The sequence below is a fragment of the Flavobacterium collinsii genome, from assembly GCF_946903285.1.
In the GTDB taxonomy this organism is placed as follows: Bacteria; Bacteroidota; Bacteroidia; order Flavobacteriales; family Flavobacteriaceae; genus Flavobacterium; species Flavobacterium collinsii.
Genome location: NZ_OX336425.1, coordinates 318,409 through 336,280, shown reverse-complemented (window position 1 = coordinate 336,280; position 17,872 = coordinate 318,409). Strand labels below are relative to the sequence as shown.

The 17,872-nt window shown below is 31.1% G+C and carries 16 protein-coding genes; all 16 read left to right on the top strand.

What is annotated here, in order from left to right; translation table 11 throughout:
* On the top strand, nt 1–1,032 hold the full coding sequence (locus tag OGZ34_RS01515) for a glycosyltransferase family 2 protein (protein ID WP_173968246.1): 1,032 nt from the start codon (nt 1–3) through the stop codon (nt 1,030–1,032).
* The gene (locus OGZ34_RS01510) at nt 1,029–1,871 is read left to right on the top strand and encodes a glycosyltransferase family 2 protein (RefSeq protein ID WP_263361946.1); all 843 of its coding nucleotides are present in this window, start codon (nt 1,029–1,031) and stop codon (nt 1,869–1,871) included. The genes OGZ34_RS01515 and OGZ34_RS01510 overlap by 4 nt, the downstream gene beginning before the upstream one ends.
* A complete protein-coding gene (locus OGZ34_RS01505) occupies nt 1,872–2,774 on the top strand; it encodes a glycosyltransferase family A protein (RefSeq protein WP_263361945.1) in 903 nt (300 codons plus the stop codon).
* Nucleotides 2,771–3,619, top strand: coding sequence for a glycosyltransferase family 2 protein (locus OGZ34_RS01500; RefSeq protein WP_173968249.1), 849 nt, complete (start codon nt 2,771–2,773; stop codon nt 3,617–3,619). Before OGZ34_RS01505 ends, OGZ34_RS01500 begins: the two co-directional genes overlap by 4 nt.
* A 7-nt stretch (nt 3,620–3,626) precedes the next feature.
* Nucleotides 3,627–4,406 carry a glycosyltransferase gene (locus tag OGZ34_RS01495; protein ID WP_173968250.1) on the top strand — a complete coding sequence of 260 codons (780 nt, stop codon included), beginning with the start codon at nt 3,627–3,629 and terminating at the stop codon, nt 4,404–4,406.
* A 32-nt stretch (nt 4,407–4,438) separates the two neighbouring features.
* Nucleotides 4,439–5,461, top strand: a complete 1,023-nt coding sequence (locus tag OGZ34_RS01490; protein WP_263361944.1) for an acyltransferase family protein — start codon at nt 4,439–4,441, stop codon at nt 5,459–5,461.
* Between the two features lie 221 nt (nt 5,462–5,682).
* Nucleotides 5,683–6,753, top strand: coding sequence for a glycosyltransferase family 2 protein (locus tag OGZ34_RS01485; RefSeq protein WP_263361943.1), 1,071 nt, complete (start codon nt 5,683–5,685; stop codon nt 6,751–6,753).
* Nucleotides 6,754–6,755: 2 nt separating this feature from the next.
* Nucleotides 6,756–7,910, top strand: coding sequence for a glycosyltransferase (locus OGZ34_RS01480; protein ID WP_263361942.1), 1,155 nt, complete (start codon nt 6,756–6,758; stop codon nt 7,908–7,910).
* Nucleotides 7,911–7,989: 79 nt separating this feature from the next.
* Nucleotides 7,990–9,150 (top strand): acylneuraminate cytidylyltransferase, encoded by a 1,161-nt coding sequence (locus OGZ34_RS01475; RefSeq protein ID WP_263361941.1) that lies wholly within the window; start codon nt 7,990–7,992, stop codon nt 9,148–9,150.
* Complete coding sequence (locus OGZ34_RS01470; protein WP_263361940.1) at nt 9,143–10,021, top strand: N-acetylneuraminate synthase family protein; 879 nt, start codon at nt 9,143–9,145, stop codon at nt 10,019–10,021. Before OGZ34_RS01475 ends, OGZ34_RS01470 begins: the two co-directional genes overlap by 8 nt.
* Before the next feature lie 61 nt (nt 10,022–10,082).
* On the top strand, nt 10,083–11,480 hold the full coding sequence (locus OGZ34_RS01465) for a glycosyltransferase family protein (protein ID WP_263361939.1): 1,398 nt from the start codon (nt 10,083–10,085) through the stop codon (nt 11,478–11,480).
* A gap of 6 nt (nt 11,481–11,486) precedes the next feature.
* Nucleotides 11,487–12,920, top strand: a complete 1,434-nt coding sequence (locus OGZ34_RS01460) for an MBOAT family O-acyltransferase (RefSeq protein ID WP_173968257.1) — start codon at nt 11,487–11,489, stop codon at nt 12,918–12,920.
* Nucleotides 12,920–13,801, top strand: a complete 882-nt coding sequence (locus tag OGZ34_RS01455) for a hypothetical protein (protein WP_263361938.1) — start codon at nt 12,920–12,922, stop codon at nt 13,799–13,801. The genes OGZ34_RS01460 and OGZ34_RS01455 overlap by 1 nt, the downstream gene beginning before the upstream one ends.
* Before the next feature lie 34 nt (nt 13,802–13,835).
* On the top strand, nt 13,836–15,158 hold the full coding sequence (locus OGZ34_RS01450) for an alpha-1,2-fucosyltransferase (protein ID WP_263361937.1): 1,323 nt from the start codon (nt 13,836–13,838) through the stop codon (nt 15,156–15,158).
* Nucleotides 15,159–15,161: 3 nt separating this feature from the next.
* Entirely contained in the window at nt 15,162–16,334 is a 1,173-nt protein-coding gene (locus OGZ34_RS01445) for a glycosyltransferase family 4 protein (RefSeq protein ID WP_263361936.1), read from the top strand.
* The gene (locus OGZ34_RS01440; RefSeq protein WP_263361935.1) at nt 16,334–17,869 is read left to right on the top strand and encodes a glycosyltransferase family 2 protein; all 1,536 of its coding nucleotides are present in this window, start codon (nt 16,334–16,336) and stop codon (nt 17,867–17,869) included. Before OGZ34_RS01445 ends, OGZ34_RS01440 begins: the two co-directional genes overlap by 1 nt.
* The last annotated feature ends 3 nt before the right edge of the window (nt 17,870–17,872 follow it).

Below are 17,872 nucleotides of genomic sequence, written 5' to 3'. Positions count from 1 at the left end.
ATGATTATCTCTATTACTCCTAAAATCACAGTTTTGATGCCTGTATACAATTGCGAATCTTTTATAAAGGAAGCAATAGATAGTATTTTGAATCAGACTTTTTCAGATTTTGAGTTTATAATAATTGATGATGCTTCTTCAGACTCAACGGTATCAATTATAAAAAAATATAAAGATTCAAGAATACAATTAATAGTAAAACCCCAGAACTCGGGTTACACTAATAGCTTAAATTACGGATTAAGTATCGCCAAAGGAGAATATATTGCCAGAATGGATGGTGATGATATAAGTTTTCCTGAACGCTTTGCGAAACAAGTTGCTTTTTTAGACAAAAACCAGGAGACCGTTCTTTGCGGGACAGCATTTAAAATAATTGGAACGGATACTATTATTACTGTACCTGAGTATCATGATGATATAAAATTGGCAATGCTTAAAGATTGTTGCATAGGACATCCAACAGTAATGATGAGAAAAAGTTGCTTGAATAATTTTTCGTTAATTTATGATACAAAAAAAGAACCAGCTGAAGATTATGATATGTGGACACGATTGTTAGTTGTAGGGAAGCTACACAACTTGCAAGAAGTTTTACTTAATTATAGGGTTCATAACTCACAAGTGTCTCATAAAAGAAACGAACAACAAATAAATATCGCACTAGAGATTAAAGTTAATTTTTTGACTAATGTTGGTTTTGAAATAAATGATCAAACCCGAAATTTTTTAAAGAAGATAATATCACGCAGAGAATTAGTTTCGTTTAAAGAAATAATGCAGTTTGAAGATTTAAAAAATGAATTGCTTTTAGCGAATCAGATAACTTTTTTTGAAAAAACAGGTTTTGAAGAGTATCTGCTGGAGATTAAGAGCAATATATTTAAAGATTACTTTTTAGAAAGAGAAAAATATTCACCAACAGTTTATTTGCAATATTTGAAAATTTCAAAGAAAGGAGCCATTAAATTAAAAACGTGGCATGAAATTAAATTACTTGTGAAATCAATAATATGCTATAGTAAAGAATGAAAGAGCCAATAATTTCTATAGTAGTTCCATGTTATAATCAGGCTCAATATTTAAATGAAGCCTTACAATCTGTTTCAGACCAGACGTATGAAAACTGGGAATGTATTGTAATAAATGATGGAAGCCCCGATAACGCAGAAGAAATTGCAGAAGAATGGATTGCTAAAGACCAAAGATTTAAATACTATTATCAGAAAAATAAAGGAGTAAGTAGTGCCAGGAATTTAGGTATTACAAACAGCACCGGTAAATTTATTCTGCCACTTGACGGAGATGATAAAATCGCTAAAGATTACATAAAACAAGCTGTAGAAGCATTTGAAAATGATGAATCATTAAAACTTGTTTACTGTAAAGCAGAAAAATTTGGAGATGAATCTGGAATCTGGAATCTGATACCATTTTCACTTAAAAAATTGGCATTAGACAATATGATTTTTTGCTCGGCAATATATCGAAAAACAGATTGGGAACTAACTGGCGGGTATGACAATACAATGCTGGAAGGTCTTGAGGATTGGGAATTTTGGATATCACTTTTAAAAAATGGCGGAAATGTCTTGTGCTTGAGTACGGTCGGTTTTTACTACAGAATAAAATTAGTGTCAAGACAAAAAAAACTCGACGCTACTATAAAAGAAAAACTCTTCAATTATTTAAGTATAAAGCATGCCGATTTTTTTGTAGAACATTTAGGGTCTTTTGTAATGTTAAATAATAATTTACAAAAGGAAAGACAGTCATTTTCTATAAAATTAAATAGCGAAAAATTTGTACTTGATTTGTTTTGCAAAACTTTTTTTGGGTTTACGATTTTTGGAAAAATAAACAAAAAATAAATGCTGGCTATAGTTATACCCTATTATAAACTCATTTTTTTTAAAGAGACATTAAAATCATTATCAGATCAGACCGATAAAAGATTCAAAGTATATATAGGAAATGACGCTAGTCCTGAAGATCCATCATTACTTTTAGAACAATACAGAAATAAGATCGATTTCGTCTATCATTTGTTTGACAATAATTTAGGAGGGGCATCATTAATACAGCACTGGGAACGCTGTATAGCACTTGTTGAAGATGAAGAGTGGGTTATGATATTGGGGGATGATGATGTGTTGGAACCTAATTTTGTAGAAGAATTTTATAGTAGTTTGGAGGAAGTAAGTACTTGTCAAAGTAACGTTATAAGATACGCTACAAAATTGATTGATGCTGAAGATAAGATACTGTCGAAGGTTTATAAGCATCCAAAGTATGAGAAAGCGACTGATTTTTTTTGCCGCAAATTTTCTGGAAAAACAAGAAGTTCTTTATCTGAGTATATTTTTAAAAAAGAAGTTTATGTAACGTATAAATTCACTTACTACCCTTTGGCATGGCATAGTGATGATATGGCTCTTCTGGAATTTTCCGAAGGTAAAATCATATTTACGATTAATGAAAGTAGTGTTAAAATAAGAGTTTCGGAGGAGAGTTTATCCGGAAGTACTTTTAATATAGCCGAGAAGAGATTGGCAGCATCTTTTTTCTATATGGATCTCGTTAGAAAGAAATTAAATTTGTTTAATAAAAAGGAACGTCTATTTCTATTGTATCAACTTGAGGACTCAATTAAAAAAAGCAGAAAATTAGATTTCAAAGAATGGTCCTTACTTTCTAAATGTTATATAGAAAATTTTTCGCCAATTCCCGTTTTGAAGTTTACACGAAGATTTATAATCAGTTTTACACAATGAATACACTAGTTTCAATAGTAGTACCTTGTTACAAGCAAGCAAAATATCTTGATGAATGTTTACGCTCCGTTCTGAATCAAACCTATTATAATTGGGAATGTATTATTATTAATGATGGAAGTCCTGACAAAACAGAAATTGTGGCTCAAAAGTGGGTAGAAAAAGACACTCGATTTAAGTACCTTTTTCAAGAAAATAAAGGAGTAAGTGCGGCAAGAAACAATGCGATTTCGAACGCTAGTGGAGAATTTATAGTAGCACTAGATGCCGACGACTCAATTGCTAAGGATTACTTAGAAAAGCTAGTTCCGGAATTAGAAAATGATGCTTCCTTAGCGATCGTGTCCTGTTATAGTGTTTTTTTTAAGAATAATATAGAAAATGTCATTACTGAATTTAAACCACATGGTGATAATTACCAGCATTTAAGGTATGTTAATCAATTAATTGTTACTTCTTTATTTAGAAAAGAATGCTGGCATGAAGTTAACGGTTTTGATGAAGATATGGAAGGTTTTGAAGACTGGGAGTTTTGGCTTAACATAACTAAGAGAGGCTGGAAATATAAAATAGTTGAAGATTTTTTGTTTTTTTATCGAAAAGCAAAAAAATCCAGACAAGTCGATGCTTTGGAAAAACATTTTTATACAACAAAGGAATACATCTTTAAAAAACACAAAGAGTGTTATATTGAAGACTTTGAAAATTGTATGATCGTACTTTTTTTTGAGCAGAATATGCTCAAAAACAGTCAAAATAAAATTCAGAATTCAATAGAATACAAAATAGTAAAGGCGATTTACAAACCCTACAGAGTACTTCAGAGAATATGGAACAAAAAATAATATTAAGATGATTTCAGTTGTTATTAGAGCTAGAAATCAATCTGTTTCGTTAGATTTTGCTTTAAGAAATCTAGTAGAACGATATCGCAATAGTATCTCTGAAATCATTGTTGTAGATAATGAATCGACAGATAACAGTAAAGAAATCGTTGCGAAATATGATGCTCGCTTTGTTACAATAAAAAACTTCAGCTACGGAGGAAGTGCAAATGTATGTGCCAGAGAAGCAAAATATCCAATTGTTGTTTTGTTCAGTGCGCATTCTTATCCGGTAAGTCATGATTTTTTTGAATTGATTCAGCAAAAATTTGAGCAAAATTCTAATTTAGCAGGCTTAAGATGTCTTCATAATCCAAATGATTATAAAAATTATATTAATCAGGTTTCAGTTCTGACAGATCCGAATAAATCAGGCTTAATATTTTCAGGTTCCGCTTTTAGTAAATTAGTATGGGAAAAGCACCCTTTTAAAGAAGATGTTGCAACTTTCGAAGACAAGGAATGGACTACCAGAGTAATTAAAAATGGGTACGAAATTGATTTTGTACCATCTATATTTTGTTATGACATTAAAAGAACAAAAAAACAACAATTGTTTAGATTTAAAAATGATATTGTAGGCAATTATCAATTATGGCATCAGGATATTACACTAGGAAATGCTTTGAGGGGTTTGTTGGGAGGAATTTATAATTTGTCGAAAAATTTTCTAATAGAGTTTTGGTACATAATTCTGCGTTTTTTTTATTTAATAAAATTCATAACAAACAAACCTAAAAAGTTTTAAAAGAACTTTCGCGGAAACTAGATAAGACTTTAATGACTAAAAATAATAATTTTGATTTTTTGCGATTTTTGTTCGCAATCTTAGTCGTCATTTCACATGCATTTCCATTGTCCGGAAGTATTGAAACAAAACAATGGATTTATGAGATTACAAATGGACAACTTGTTTTAGGTCAGATAGGTTTGAGCGGTTTTTTTGTGATTAGTGGTTTCTTTATATTTCAAAGTCTGGAAAGAAGTAAGAGTTTACAGGAATACTTCAAAAAGAGATTTTTAAGGCTTTTTCCTGCTCTGTTTTTCGTTTTACTTTTTTCGGTACTTTTAGCTCCCTTCGTTTATAATGGAAGTATGCCTTTTTTAAAAAATAAAGAAGTATTTACATACTTGCCCTATAATCTTACGCTGTTCGGATTTCAGTCTGGTATTAAGGGAATATTTGATACGAATTCATATCATGCTATAAACGGTTCTTTATGGACGATTAGATATGAATTTACCCTATATATTGCCCTGGCCTTACTTTTCTTTTTCAGAAACAATAAAAAACTAAATATCAGTATACTTTTATTTGTATATGTGTTTTTCATTATTCTTTACAATTTTTATTTGAGTAGATTTGCGGAATCTTCTCTTATGGGATTTCAAGGGGGACATGTAATTAATCTGGGAGCCTTTTTTATAGCCGGAAGTGTGCTGGCATCTTTAAAATTTCAAAATTGGAGGTATAAAAAAACATTATTAGTTATAGTGAGTTTACTTTCAGTGCTGTCTTTATATTTTAATTATTATGATGCAGTAAAACATATGATTTTCCCTGTTTTGGTAGTATTGATTGGTTTTATTCCGGTCAAATTTCTAAGTGGTTTTGGGAAAGCAGGAGATGCATCTTATGGGATTTATATTTACAGTTTTCCGATACAACAAACATTGATGTATTTTTTTAAGATGAATACTTATACCTTAATGTTTGTTTCAGTGATTATTTCCATAACATTTGGTTTTTTCTCGTGGCATTATATTGAAAAAAAGGCTTTGAAATATAAGAGAATAGACTAAACAATCTATTCTGTTTAACATCTGAATGAGAGCTGTCGTAAGGTTTTTTACTTTTTTTTTAGATAGGAGAGATTGAAGTGAAAGTGGAAATCAGGAAAATATCTTCAGGATAAGAAATGAACTATGAGAAAGATACAGGAGTAAGGATTTAGAAAAAATTATTGCGGCTAAATAAATTGATTTGTTTCATGAAGCATCTCAAGAAATGAAAGTATCTTAAAATGATAACAATAGCATTAACATATAGGAATCGGGATCTAAGAGTAGTTCAAAATTGTTTGGATTCTCTAAAAGATCAATCTAATCTCTCTTTTGAAGTTATTTTAATCGATTATGGAAGTGAAGATTCTAATGCGCTTTCTTTATGTAGCTTTGTAGGGGGGTATTCTTTTGTGCGTCTTATTTCATGCCCCGTAAAAAAACAACTTTGGAATAAGGCAAGAGCGATAAACATTGCTTTATTGCAATGTACAACTGATTACTTTTTTGTTGGAGATATTGATATGATTTTTCGGGAAGACTTTATTGAAAAATTAAACGAACTTAAGAGTGAAGATGAAATTACTTATTTTCAAGTTGGTTTTTTAGACCACGACGAATCAAAAAAAAGCAAATCTTTTAAGACATATAAAGTAAATCACTTATCCGGTAAAGAAGCAACAGGAATGACATTGTATGCTACTGCAATGTTAAAAAGTATAAACGGCTATGATGAGTTTTATCATGGTTGGGGAGCAGAAGATACAGATGTTCATATTCGGCTACAAAACAAAAAAGTTAAAGTCAATTTTTACAATGACGATCTCTATATCCTGCATCAATGGCATCCTAAAACGTATCGGAATAAAAATAGTCTCGAACCTTTTCATAGTCGACTTGAAAAAATAAATCATCAGTACATTCAGCAGATACAAAAAATGAGGGTTATTCAAGCAAATCATAATTCTAGTTGGGGGATTTTGCCCGTAAATCAGGATTATCTTAGTTTGAATCAACCGGATTACAGCTTGAAAATAACCAACGAAAAAAATGAGATTGAAGCATTTTTATCAGGAACACTGGTAAACTTAAAAGATGTTGTGATAAATGTTGATATTGAAAAACATGCACTTTGCAATAGTTTCAAAAATGAATGTAAAAGAATAATAGGAAAAAAACATTTTCAGTTTCTTTCCTTTGATATAATTAACGATACCATTTTGCTAACTATCGTTTCTTCTTTAAGAAACCAGCCTTATCAATATGAGTATTCAAAATTGGAACAAACTATTAATTTAAAAATTAAATTATAGTTATGAAGATTCTAATGGTTGCAATGGCTTCACAGCATTTTTTCAGATGGGTTGAACAGCTTGAAAATGCAGGACATGAAGTCTATTGGTTTGATGTTTTGGACAGTAAAAAAAAGGTAGAAAGAATTAGTTGGGTAAATCAAATTGTGGAATGGAAACTGCGTTGGAATTACCCGGGACGTGAATTTTTAAAAAGTAAATTTCGTAGTTTCTATAACTTTATACAACAGTTTAATGAGTATAACACAGCGACCATTTTTGAGGAAAAGTTGCTGGAAATAAAGCCAGATTTAGTACATAGCTTCGAAATGCAGCTTTCTTGTTTGCCAGTTTTGGAAGTAATGGAAAAATATTCTTCTATCCAATGGGTTTATTCCTCCTGGGGCAGTGATATGTTTTTTTCAGAACAGATTGGAATCTCAGACGTATTGATGTCCAAAACGTTAAAAAGAATCAATTACTTAATAACAGATTGTTTTAGAGATTTTAAAATTGCTACAGAAAAAGGCTTCGGAAACAAATTTCTGGGAGTTTTTCCGGGTAATGGAGGATTTGAATTTAAAGAGGAACGAATTATTCCTCCGGCATCCCGAAAAACAATTTTGATAAAAGGATATAACAATGAAATTGGTAAAGGAATTACTGTAGTTAAAGCCTTAAGCAGTGAGATTTTGCTATTACTCAACGAGTATCGCATTGTTGTATTTGGAGCAGATTTGGAAATTAAAGATTACATTCAAAATAATAGTCGATTTGCCAATAGTCAAATCACAGTTTATTTAAGATCCGAGTTTATTGAAAACAACGAACTAATGAGAATAATGGGAGAGAGTTATATTTACATTGGTAATAGTTTGTCAGATGGATTGCCCAATTCTTTAATCGAAGCAATGGGGATGGGGGCTTTTCCAATTCAGTCTAATCCGGGCAATGCAACAGCTGAACTTATAAACGATGGACAGAACGGATTACTTATTCAAGATGCGTTAAATGCTAAGCATATTGAAGAGTTACTAAAAAAGGCAATTTTAAACCCTGCAATGATAGAAAATGCTTTTTCGTATAATATCAATGTCATAAAAGAAAGATACGATAGAGAAAGTAACAGATTAAAGGTAATAGAATTATACAGTTCTGTTGAAAAAGTAAAAAATTAAATTTTAAACATCACACATAAAATAGTTTAAGAATACTAGAAATAATGGATTCTTTATAAATTGATTAATATAATCTGCTATGAAAAAAATAGGAATTATTCCACTTCGAAAAGGTTCGAAAGGAATTGTTGGAAAAAATAAAAAGAAAATGGTAGGGCGTCTTCTTTTTTCATGGGTTCTTACGGAAGCTATTTTTTCTGATTTAGATGAGATATATGTTTTTACTGATGATTTAGAGATCATTGCCTTTATAGAAAAAGAATATACCTGGACCAATAAGGTAATTCCATTATTGCGCAACGAAGAAAATGCAAGTGATACTTCCTCAACAGAGAGTGCAATGTTAGAGTTTTCAGAGAAAATTAATCATAATTATAACATAATATGCCTGCTTCAGGCGACTTCTCCGTTAACTTTAACAGCTGATATTAATACTGCCCTTGCGCGAATAACAAATGAGTCTTTTGACTCTGCAATTAGCGTTGTAAAAACACATCGATTTATTTGGAATAAACAAGGTCAACCAATGAACTATGATATTTTTAATCGACCGAGGAGACAGGATTTTGAAGGTTTACTAATCGAAAATGGTGCTGTTTATTGCAGTACTAAGGAAGCTTTTTTGGATAAGAAAAACAGAATAAGCGGTAAGATTGGATTGGTCGAGATGTCTGAGGATACTTTGATTGAAATAGACAACCTTTCCGATTGGAATAGTATAGAGACGCTCTTAATAGGACGCCAGAAGGCACTGAAGCAAAATCAAAAAATAGAATATTTAGTTCTGGATGTAGATGGTGTTTTTACAGATGGCTCGGTTTATTACGATAAAGATGGTGAAATGGCCAAAAAGTTTGATATGCGTGACGGAATGGGGCTCGAAATTTTAAGACAAAATGGGGTTGAGGTTGTAGTATTAACCTCAGAGAATTCAAAGTTGGTAGAGCAGAGAATGAAAAAACTTCAAATTAAAAATACTTTTTTAGGCGTTAAGGATAAATACTCCTTTTTAAAGCATTTTATTAAGGGCAGAAATAGTAGTTTTGCGGCCGTTGCTTATGTGGGAGATGATGTAAATGATTTGACAAATATTTGTAGTTGCGGGTGGTCCTTTGCGCCAGCAAACGCAGTAGATATTGTGAAAATGAATGCAGATATTGTATTGTCTCATCATTCCGGAAAAGGTGCCATCCGCGAAGTATGCGATATTATTAAAAAGTACAACAATAGATATGAATAAATTTGAGAAGCCTTTTGTAATTGCCGAAATAGGCTGTAACCATAAAGGAGATATGGAAATTGCAAAAGAGTTGATAAAAATAGCAGCCATTTTTTGTAATGTTGACGCAGTTAAATTTCAAAAACGAAATAACAAAGAATTATTGACAGCGGAACAATACAATGCTCCGCATCCAAACGCATCGAATTCTTATGGGAATACCTATGGAGAACACCGTGAGTATTTAGAATTTGACGTCGATCAGCATGCCGAATTAAAGCGATATTGCGAAGAGATCGGGATACTGTATTCTACTTCTGTTTGGGATACCACTTCTGCTAAAGAGATTACGTCTCTAAATCCCGCTTTTATCAAAATTCCTTCAGCTTGCAATAATAATTTTGAGATGTTGGAGTGGTTGTGTGACAATTATTCGGGAGAAATTCATATATCAACCGGAATGACTACAAAAGAGGAGATAGATACTTTAGTAAATTATTTCGTCGAAAAAAATAGAAATAAAGACCTGGTCTTATACAATTGTACATCAGGATATCCTGTTCCTTTTGAAGATGTATGTTTGCTGGATATCAGTTTTCTAAGTCAGAAGTATGGAGATAAAGTTAAACATATTGGTTTTTCAGGACATCATTTAGGAATTGCGGTAGATATTGCAGCATATACATTAGGTGCACCTGTTATTGAACGCCATTATACAATTGACAGAACCTGGAAAGGAACTGACCATGCAGCATCTTTAGAACCAATGGGACTTCGAAAATTGGCAAGAGATTTAAAAGCAGTGCATAGTGCTATGACTTTTAAAAACACTGATATTTTGCCTATTGAACAGGTGCAGCGTGAAAAACTTAAAAATAAAAAGATCAATTAATAAAAGACATTTTCGTAAAGAGATAAATCTTTTATAGATTTTAATGGTTTGATTTATTACAATGAAAAAAAAAATATTTATTTTTCTTCCGGATGGTGTAGGATTGCGAAATTTTGCGTTTACTCCTTTTAAAGAAATTGGAGAAAAAAAAGATTATCAAATCGTTTATTGGAATAACACGGTTTTTTCTCTGAAAGAAGAGTTGGGGTATGAGGAAGTTAAAATTGAAAATCATAAGACACATCCTTTAACGCCCGTTCTTTCAAGAGTTCGAAAGCATATAGAGCTTAATGTCTCACAAAAAAAGTTCAACGATAAAGTATATGAGACCTATAAATTTCCTTTTAGTTATGACGGTTTAAAGAATACTTTAAAAACAGCTTATATTAAATTACTAATTGGCTGTAATTCATCTGAAAAAGGAATTTTAAGAATAAGAAAGCGTATCAATGCTCTCGAACGTTCGACTTCAAAATATCAATATTGTAAAGCACAATTAGAAGAGAACAAACCAGATTTAATTTTCTGTACGACTCAGCGAGCCACTCAATCGGTTAGTGCCTTATTAGCAGCTAAAGATCTAAAGATTCCTGTAGTTGCTTTTGTGTATTCATGGGATAATGTTCCTAAAGCAATGCAAGTAGTCGAAGCCGATTATTATTTTGTCTGGAGTGATTTAATGAAAGAAGAGATTTTGAAATATTATCCTTTTGTAACATCATCTCAGGTTTTTGTAACAGGGACACCACAATTTGAGCCTCATTATGATAAAAAATTGTTTAAAAGCAGAGAAGTTTTTTTTAATGAAAACAACTTAGATAACTCCAAAAGATACATTTGTTTTTCTGGAGACGATGAAACAACATCTCCTTTGGATCAATATTATTTGGGAGATCTTGCAACTGCCGTACGGAATTTAAATGCTAAAGGGGAAAATATTGGTATTATTTACCGCAAATGCCCTGTTGACACTACAAATCGTTACGATACTATACTTGATTCTTATGTAGATGTTATATCAGTTCTGGATCCATTGTGGAAACCGGTAGGTAAAAATTGGAACGAGATTTTTCCAACAAAAGAAGATCTTGCATTGTTGCACAATATTTGTGCTCATTCAGAATTTGTTACTAATGTATGCTCTTCTACTGTATTTGATTTTATCGCACATGACAAACCTTGTATTTATTTTAATTATGAGCAACCACAGTTAAAAAAGGGGATCAGAGATATAGGCCAAAATTACAAATATGTCCATTTCAGAAGTATGCCTAGTCAGGAAGCAGTGATATTCTGTACCAATAAAACAGATTTAGAAAACCAGGTAAAACAGATCTTGGACAGCAAATTATCGAATGTTCCGGACGGTAAAAAATGGTATGAAATTGTTGGAGGGAGAAATCCAACTACATCATCACTAACAATCTGGGACAATATTGATTCTATATTAAAACAATAATATTCTATGTTTTTTAATTCAATAGCTTTTGCTATTTTTTTACCAATCGTTTTTTTTCTGTATTGGTTTGTTTTTAATAAAAACAAAAGCACTCAAAATGCTTTATTAATTGTTGCCAGTTACTATTTCTATTCCTGTTGGGATTGGAGATTTCTGTTTTTGTTAGTTTTTTCAACTTTTCTGGATTACTACACTGGAATTCAGATCGAAAAAGGAAAATCAGATAAAAGCCGTAAGTTTTGGTTCTGGCTTAGTATTTTAGTTAATTTAGGATTTTTAGGAATCTTTAAATACTATAACTTTTTTGCCTCTTCGTTTTCAGAATTATTAAATTCAGCAGGATTAAAAGCAAGCCCAATTTTATTGAATGTAATTCTGCCGGTCGGAATTTCATTTTATACCTTCCACGGATTATCGTACGTTATTGATATTTATTACAAACGTATCAAAGCAGAACATAATTTTGTTGATTATTCTTTATTTGTGAGCTATTTTCCTCTTTTGGTTGCGGGTCCCATAGAAAGAGCAACCCATTTATTGCCTCAGGTAAAAGTAAAACGGGAGTTTGATTTTGAAAAAGCTAAAGAAGGGGTTTATCAAATTATTTGGGGACTGGTTAAAAAAGTAGTTATTGCAGATACTTGCGCTACTTATGCCAATGCCATTTTTGATCATTACCCTACAATGAATTCCTTCTCTTTAATTATGGGAGCCATTTATTTTGCTTTTCAAATATATGGAGATTTCTCAGGATACTCAGATATTGCACTGGGTGTTTCAAAATTGTTTGGATTAGATTTATTGCGAAATTTCAATTATCCCTATTTTTCAAGAGATATTGCAGAGTTTTGGCGTCGATGGCATATTTCGCTTTCATCGTGGTTTCGTGATTACCTGTATATTCCATTAGGAGGAAGTAAGGGCGGACTTTGGATGAAAGTTAGAAATACTTTTATCATTTTTGTTGTAAGCGGGTTTTGGCATGGTGCCAATTGGACGTACATTACTTGGGGATTTATTAATGCAGCTTATTTTCTTCCATTACTTTTGTCCAATAAGAATCGAAATAATATAGATACCGTAGAGTTAAAATGGAATTTGGATTCAGTAAAAGTAATGTTCAGTATTCTTATTACTTTTTTTATCACTTGTATTGCGTGGGTATTTTTTAGGGCAAAAACTGTAACGGACGCGGTTTTGTATTTAAAAAGAATCATCTCTAATGGAGAGTTTAAATTTCAATATTTGGCAAACGATAGGAGTAATTATGAATTAATAACAATGATTGGTTTGTTCGTTTTGGTAGAATGGAATAACCGTAACAAAGTTGAGCCTATTTCCGGAAAAAGAAACTTCTTAAAATTGGCCTTGGCAATAACAGCTATTTTGGCTTTTGGAACTTTTTCTGATTACAAAGAATTTATATATTTTCAGTTTTAATGAAGAATTTTCTATTTTATATATTCAAAATATTGATAATAACTATTTTGATTGCCATAGTTTTAGATGGTTTGTATACTTATGTTTTTCTGCAATCTAATAATAGAGGAAAAGTAGAAACAGTTTTTAACGCAAAGGCACAAAACTACGATGTTGTAATTTTAGGGACTTCTAGGGCACAAAATCATTTTGTAGCAGAGATGTTTAAAGACAAGGGACTCGAAACAGTTAATTATGGAATGAGTGGCGGGCATTTATTTGAAACAGCCTTACTATTAAAATTAATGGTTGAAAGAAAGTATCGTATTAAAAATATCATACTTGAAGCAGATTTAAACCTTGCAAATGATCATGAATCTGAAGGGGTTGCAGCTAAATTTTTACCCTATATTCATAATTCTGATGTCATAAAAGAACATTTCAGAGCCTATGAAAATTTTAATGAATTGTATTATGTTCCGTTTTATAGATATATAAAATACGAAAAAGGTATTGGTTTCAGAGAAGTTTTTTGCATTGCGATTAACAAAAGAACTAATGTATGGGAAAATTTAGGTTATTACCCATTAGAGAAGCATAAAAACGGGAACATGAAAAATAATATTGTTAATCTGAATCCGTTGCCGCACAATAAATACTATGAAGAAATTAAAAAGATTTGCAAAGAAAATAAAATCAATTTAATAACTGTGATGACACCTATGTGTGAAAATGTTGTTGGAATGGATTATTTCGATAAGGTAAAAAAGGCTTATCCTGAAATTTATAACTACGAAAATGTTGTGATAGAAAATAAATATTTTTCATCTTGTGGACATATGAATGATGCTGGAGCTAAGATGTTTACAGCTGAAATAATAAAGGATTTTTTTAATAAATAATTTTAGGAGATTTAGTAGTACATATTTTTACAAAATGATTACATATAGTAAACTAGGTAAGAAAGGAAATTTAGGGAATCAGCTTTTTCAAATTGCATCTACTATAGGATTGGCAGTTGAAAACAGACAAGATTTTCTTTTCCCAGAATGGAAATATCAGTCCTATTTTAAGAATAAATTGCCGCTATTAGAACCAGATCTGCTTAATTTTGTAGCTGTTGAAGAAAAAGAATACAATTATTATAAAAGAGAATTAGGAAAAGAGAACTATGATATTTCAGGTTGGCTTCAGACAGAAAAGTACTTTGATAAAGAATTAGTGAAGCATTATTTTGAGTTTTCAGAAGTTTTAATTGACCGGTTAATGGAAAAATATCAGGAAGCCTTTACTAAACCTACAATCTTAATTTCAATTCGAAGAGGAGATTTTGTAGACCATCCAGATTATCTTCAATTACCTATACATTATTACCTTAACAGTTTAGCTCGTTTTTTTCCCGACTGGCAGGCCCGCAATTTGATTGTTTTAAGTGATGATATTAAATATTGTAAATTTCATTTTTCATTTTTAGAAAATGCCTTTTTTGGGGATCAGTTAAATGAAGCCGAACAATTATGTTTAGGATCATTATGCGATGATTTCGTAATTAGTAATTCTACTTTTTCATGGTGGTCAGCATGGTTAGGGCAAAAAAGCAATTCAAAAATAGTAAGACCTTATAAAAATTTTGATGGATTAAAAAGTTTAGAATTAGATGATAAAGATTATTATCCAGAGAGCTGGATAAATTACAATCATAGTGATGATAAACCTAAACTGGAAAATTTAGCTTTTTGCATAGAAACGAAAAATAATACAGAAGCGATTAAAAATTATATCAGTGATTATTTTGATGTGAATATTGTTTTTGGAAAAAATGAGATAGATGTACATGAGGATATCTACTTTTTAAAGAAAGATTATTTTTTGCCGCCTTTTTTACTGTATGTTGGCTGGTTAAAACTTAAAAATTCTGGAAGTAAAATTGTTATTAATAGAGTTGTTAAAACGTTCAAAGTTTCGAAAAGATTTGATTACAACGAGTTTTTAGTTCAAAAAGATTTTGGCCTGTTCTCGAGAATTTTTTCATTTCCAAAACTAGCAACAACAGGCAAACATAATTTTGATATTTACTTGCAGCGAAACAAATGTAAACTTCTAGAATCAGAGAATGTTTTTTCAGATGATATTGTATTGTATTCTTGTGTAGGTGAATTCTTTGGTATAGGCGGATATCATTATAGTCTTAAAAAATATGTAATGCGAAAAGAAATACAACTAAAAAAGAGAATCAAAAAAATTCTTTCGATTAAATAAATTATGGCAGACAAATTACATATAGCTTATATAGTATCACATTATCCGCATAAGGCATTTGGTCACGACGGAGGTTTAGGTACAAGTGTTTATAATCTAGTGGAGAAACTTAATGTTTTGGGAATTAAAGTTTCAGTTTTTATATACGGTCAAAAAAAAGAATTTATTCTTGAAGAAGAAAATGTAACGATTTATAGTTTAACCGATAGCAGAACACGTTTTTTTAGATTTTATTTTAACAGAAAAAAAATTGAAACAGTCATAAACGAAACCATTACTAAAAAAAAGATTGATATTATTGAAGCGCCGGATTGGACCGGAATAACAGCGCTTATGAATTTTAAAATTCCGTTAGTAATTAGATTTCATGGCAGTGATGCCTATTTTTGTCATTTAGAAGGAAGAAAGCAGAAATCGAAAAATTATTGGTCTGAAAAACTAGCACTCAAAACAGCAAAAGGATTTGTAGCGCCAACTACTTTTGCAGGAGCGCTTTCGAAGAAAATATTTAAGTTAAAAAATAAAGAAATAAAGACAATTCATTATGGACTAAAACTGCAAAACTTTACAAACGATTCTCCTGCGATTTACGAAAAAGGGTTGGTTTTGTATGTTGGAACCTTAATTCGTAAAAAAGGAGTTTTAGAACTGCCTGCTATTTTTAACAAAGTGCGTAACGATTTTCCCAACGCAAAACTAATTTTAATTGGCAGTGACTCCAGAGACATCAAGACAAATTCAAGCTCTACCTGGCAATTGATGCAAAGTCAATTTGAAAAGGATGATTTGAGTAGTGTAGAATACCTGGGTAAAATTCCATACAATGAAGTCGAAAACTATATAAAGAAAGCAAATGTTTGTGTATTTCCAACCTTTGCCGAAACATTGGGAATGGTTACGATAGAGTCTATGGCGATGAAAAAAGGAGTCGTTAATAGTAATATTGGCTGGGCGCAAGAACTTATAGTCGACGGAGAAAGCGGTTATCTGGTACATCCTACAGATCATGATTTATTTGCCAATAGAATTAAAGCATTGCTTAAAGAAGAATCGCTTTGCTTAAAGATAGGAGAACAAGCCAGAGAAAGAGTGGAAGCTAAATTTGATATTAATAAGGTTGTACAAGAGAATATTGAATTTTATAAAACAATAATCAACCAAAATTTAAAGCCATAATGATAATTATTTATCATAAAAAAAATAAGGTTGTTGAGGTAGAGTTCGAAAAGAAAATAGTGCATTTTTCGCAAGTTAATATTGCAAAAACGCTATTTGAAATGGCTGACCTGCATCCCCATAGTTTAATAGTTTGGTGCCATATTGATTTTAAAACGAATTTAAATATTTCGAAATTTCAGGATATTTTTCATCATTCTAAAATAATGGCGTCTTATAATCCATTTTCTAAATCGTTCTTGTCAGATTCTATTGGTTATGTCGAGGAATCACCATTTATAAAAATTAATAAAAAAGTTAGTTATCCAACCTGGCAGACAAGTAGTCTTGTTGGCGGTCTTAATGCCTCTGTTTTATTGGCTCTGAACGGAAAAATTAAAACGACTTTTAATTTTGATTATTTTTTACATTCTATGGCAAAATTGACCATGGAGAAAGGACTTTTTTGTTACTCAGAGCCATCATTACTAATTGATAATACTGTAGAATTAAAAGAGCAGAAAACAAGTACATATGCTTTATTTCGATTTGTAAAACAGCATTATAGAACCCGCTGGGTATTTTTATTGTTTTTGAACTTGTTGCTGTTTAAAAGAAAACTAAGCATTATTCCATTACTGTATTGTCTTACTTATCGAAGACGAAAATTGGAAGATGATTTATTAGAGCATATTGAAGTTCACTCATCAAAGCATGTATTTAGTACAGAAACCATTGATGTAATAATTCCAACAATAGGACGAAAACAATATTTGTATGATGTTTTGAAAGATTTATCAGTACAGAGTCATTTGCCCAAAAATGTTATAATTGTAGAACAAAATACAAATTTAGAAAGTGTTTCAGAACTTGACTATCTTCAAACCGAAAGTTGGCCATTTAAAATTAAACATACATTTACACATCAGGCAGGAGCTTGCAATGCACGAAATTTAGCATTAGCACAAGTAGAGAGCGAATGGGTTTTTTTGAATGATGATGATAACAGGTTTGCTCCTGACTTAATAAAGGAAACTTTAAAGAAATGTAGAAAATTTGGTGTAACGGTTGTAAATAATTGTTATTTAAAGAAAAATGAAACAAAAGAATTTGATGTAATAAATCAAGCCTCAATATTTGGGTCAGGGAATAGTTTTATGACTAGTGTACTACTTAAAAAAGTTTCTTTTAGAATGGGGTTTGAATTTGGTTATGGAGAGGATAGTGATTTTGGAATGCAATTGCGTAATATAGGAGCAGACGTTGTATATTTTCCTAGTCCTGAAATTTTACATTTAAGTGCCCCAATGGGAGGGTTTAGGACAAAACCTGTTTTAGTCTGGAAAGAGGATCTAATTCAGCCCAAACCTTCGCCTACAATAATGTTGTATAAACAATTACACTTAACAGAAGAACAAATAAGTGGATATAAAATAATCTTATTTTTCAAATTTTATAAGGTTCAGGCAATTAAAAATCCATTATGTTATTATAAAAATTTCCAAAAGCAGTGGAAACAAAGCCTGTATTGGGCAAATGAATTAATTAGTAAATAAAAA

What these genes read in the sequence shown, in the direction of transcription:
- OGZ34_RS01515 (WP_173968246.1), top strand. Translation starts at nt 1, where the DNA reads ATGATTATCTCTATTACTCCTAAAATCACAGTTTTGATGCCTGTATAC.
- OGZ34_RS01510 (WP_263361946.1), top strand. Translation starts at nt 1,029, where the DNA reads ATGAAAGAGCCAATAATTTCTATAGTAGTTCCATGTTATAATCAGGCT.
- OGZ34_RS01505 (WP_263361945.1), top strand. Translation starts at nt 1,872, where the DNA reads ATGCTGGCTATAGTTATACCCTATTATAAACTCATTTTTTTTAAAGAG.
- OGZ34_RS01500 (WP_173968249.1), top strand. Translation starts at nt 2,771, where the DNA reads ATGAATACACTAGTTTCAATAGTAGTACCTTGTTACAAGCAAGCAAAA.
- OGZ34_RS01495 (WP_173968250.1), top strand. Translation starts at nt 3,627, where the DNA reads ATGATTTCAGTTGTTATTAGAGCTAGAAATCAATCTGTTTCGTTAGAT.
- OGZ34_RS01490 (WP_263361944.1), top strand. Translation starts at nt 4,439, where the DNA reads ATGACTAAAAATAATAATTTTGATTTTTTGCGATTTTTGTTCGCAATC.
- OGZ34_RS01485 (WP_263361943.1), top strand. Translation starts at nt 5,683, where the DNA reads ATGATAACAATAGCATTAACATATAGGAATCGGGATCTAAGAGTAGTT.
- OGZ34_RS01480 (WP_263361942.1), top strand. Translation starts at nt 6,756, where the DNA reads ATGAAGATTCTAATGGTTGCAATGGCTTCACAGCATTTTTTCAGATGG.
- OGZ34_RS01475 (WP_263361941.1), top strand. Translation starts at nt 7,990, where the DNA reads ATGAAAAAAATAGGAATTATTCCACTTCGAAAAGGTTCGAAAGGAATT.
- OGZ34_RS01470 (WP_263361940.1), top strand. Translation starts at nt 9,143, where the DNA reads ATGAATAAATTTGAGAAGCCTTTTGTAATTGCCGAAATAGGCTGTAAC.
- OGZ34_RS01465 (WP_263361939.1), top strand. Translation starts at nt 10,083, where the DNA reads ATGAAAAAAAAAATATTTATTTTTCTTCCGGATGGTGTAGGATTGCGA.
- OGZ34_RS01460 (WP_173968257.1), top strand. Translation starts at nt 11,487, where the DNA reads ATGTTTTTTAATTCAATAGCTTTTGCTATTTTTTTACCAATCGTTTTT.
- OGZ34_RS01455 (WP_263361938.1), top strand. Translation starts at nt 12,920, where the DNA reads ATGAAGAATTTTCTATTTTATATATTCAAAATATTGATAATAACTATT.
- OGZ34_RS01450 (WP_263361937.1), top strand. Translation starts at nt 13,836, where the DNA reads ATGATTACATATAGTAAACTAGGTAAGAAAGGAAATTTAGGGAATCAG.
- OGZ34_RS01445 (WP_263361936.1), top strand. Translation starts at nt 15,162, where the DNA reads ATGGCAGACAAATTACATATAGCTTATATAGTATCACATTATCCGCAT.
- OGZ34_RS01440 (WP_263361935.1), top strand. Translation starts at nt 16,334, where the DNA reads ATGATAATTATTTATCATAAAAAAAATAAGGTTGTTGAGGTAGAGTTC.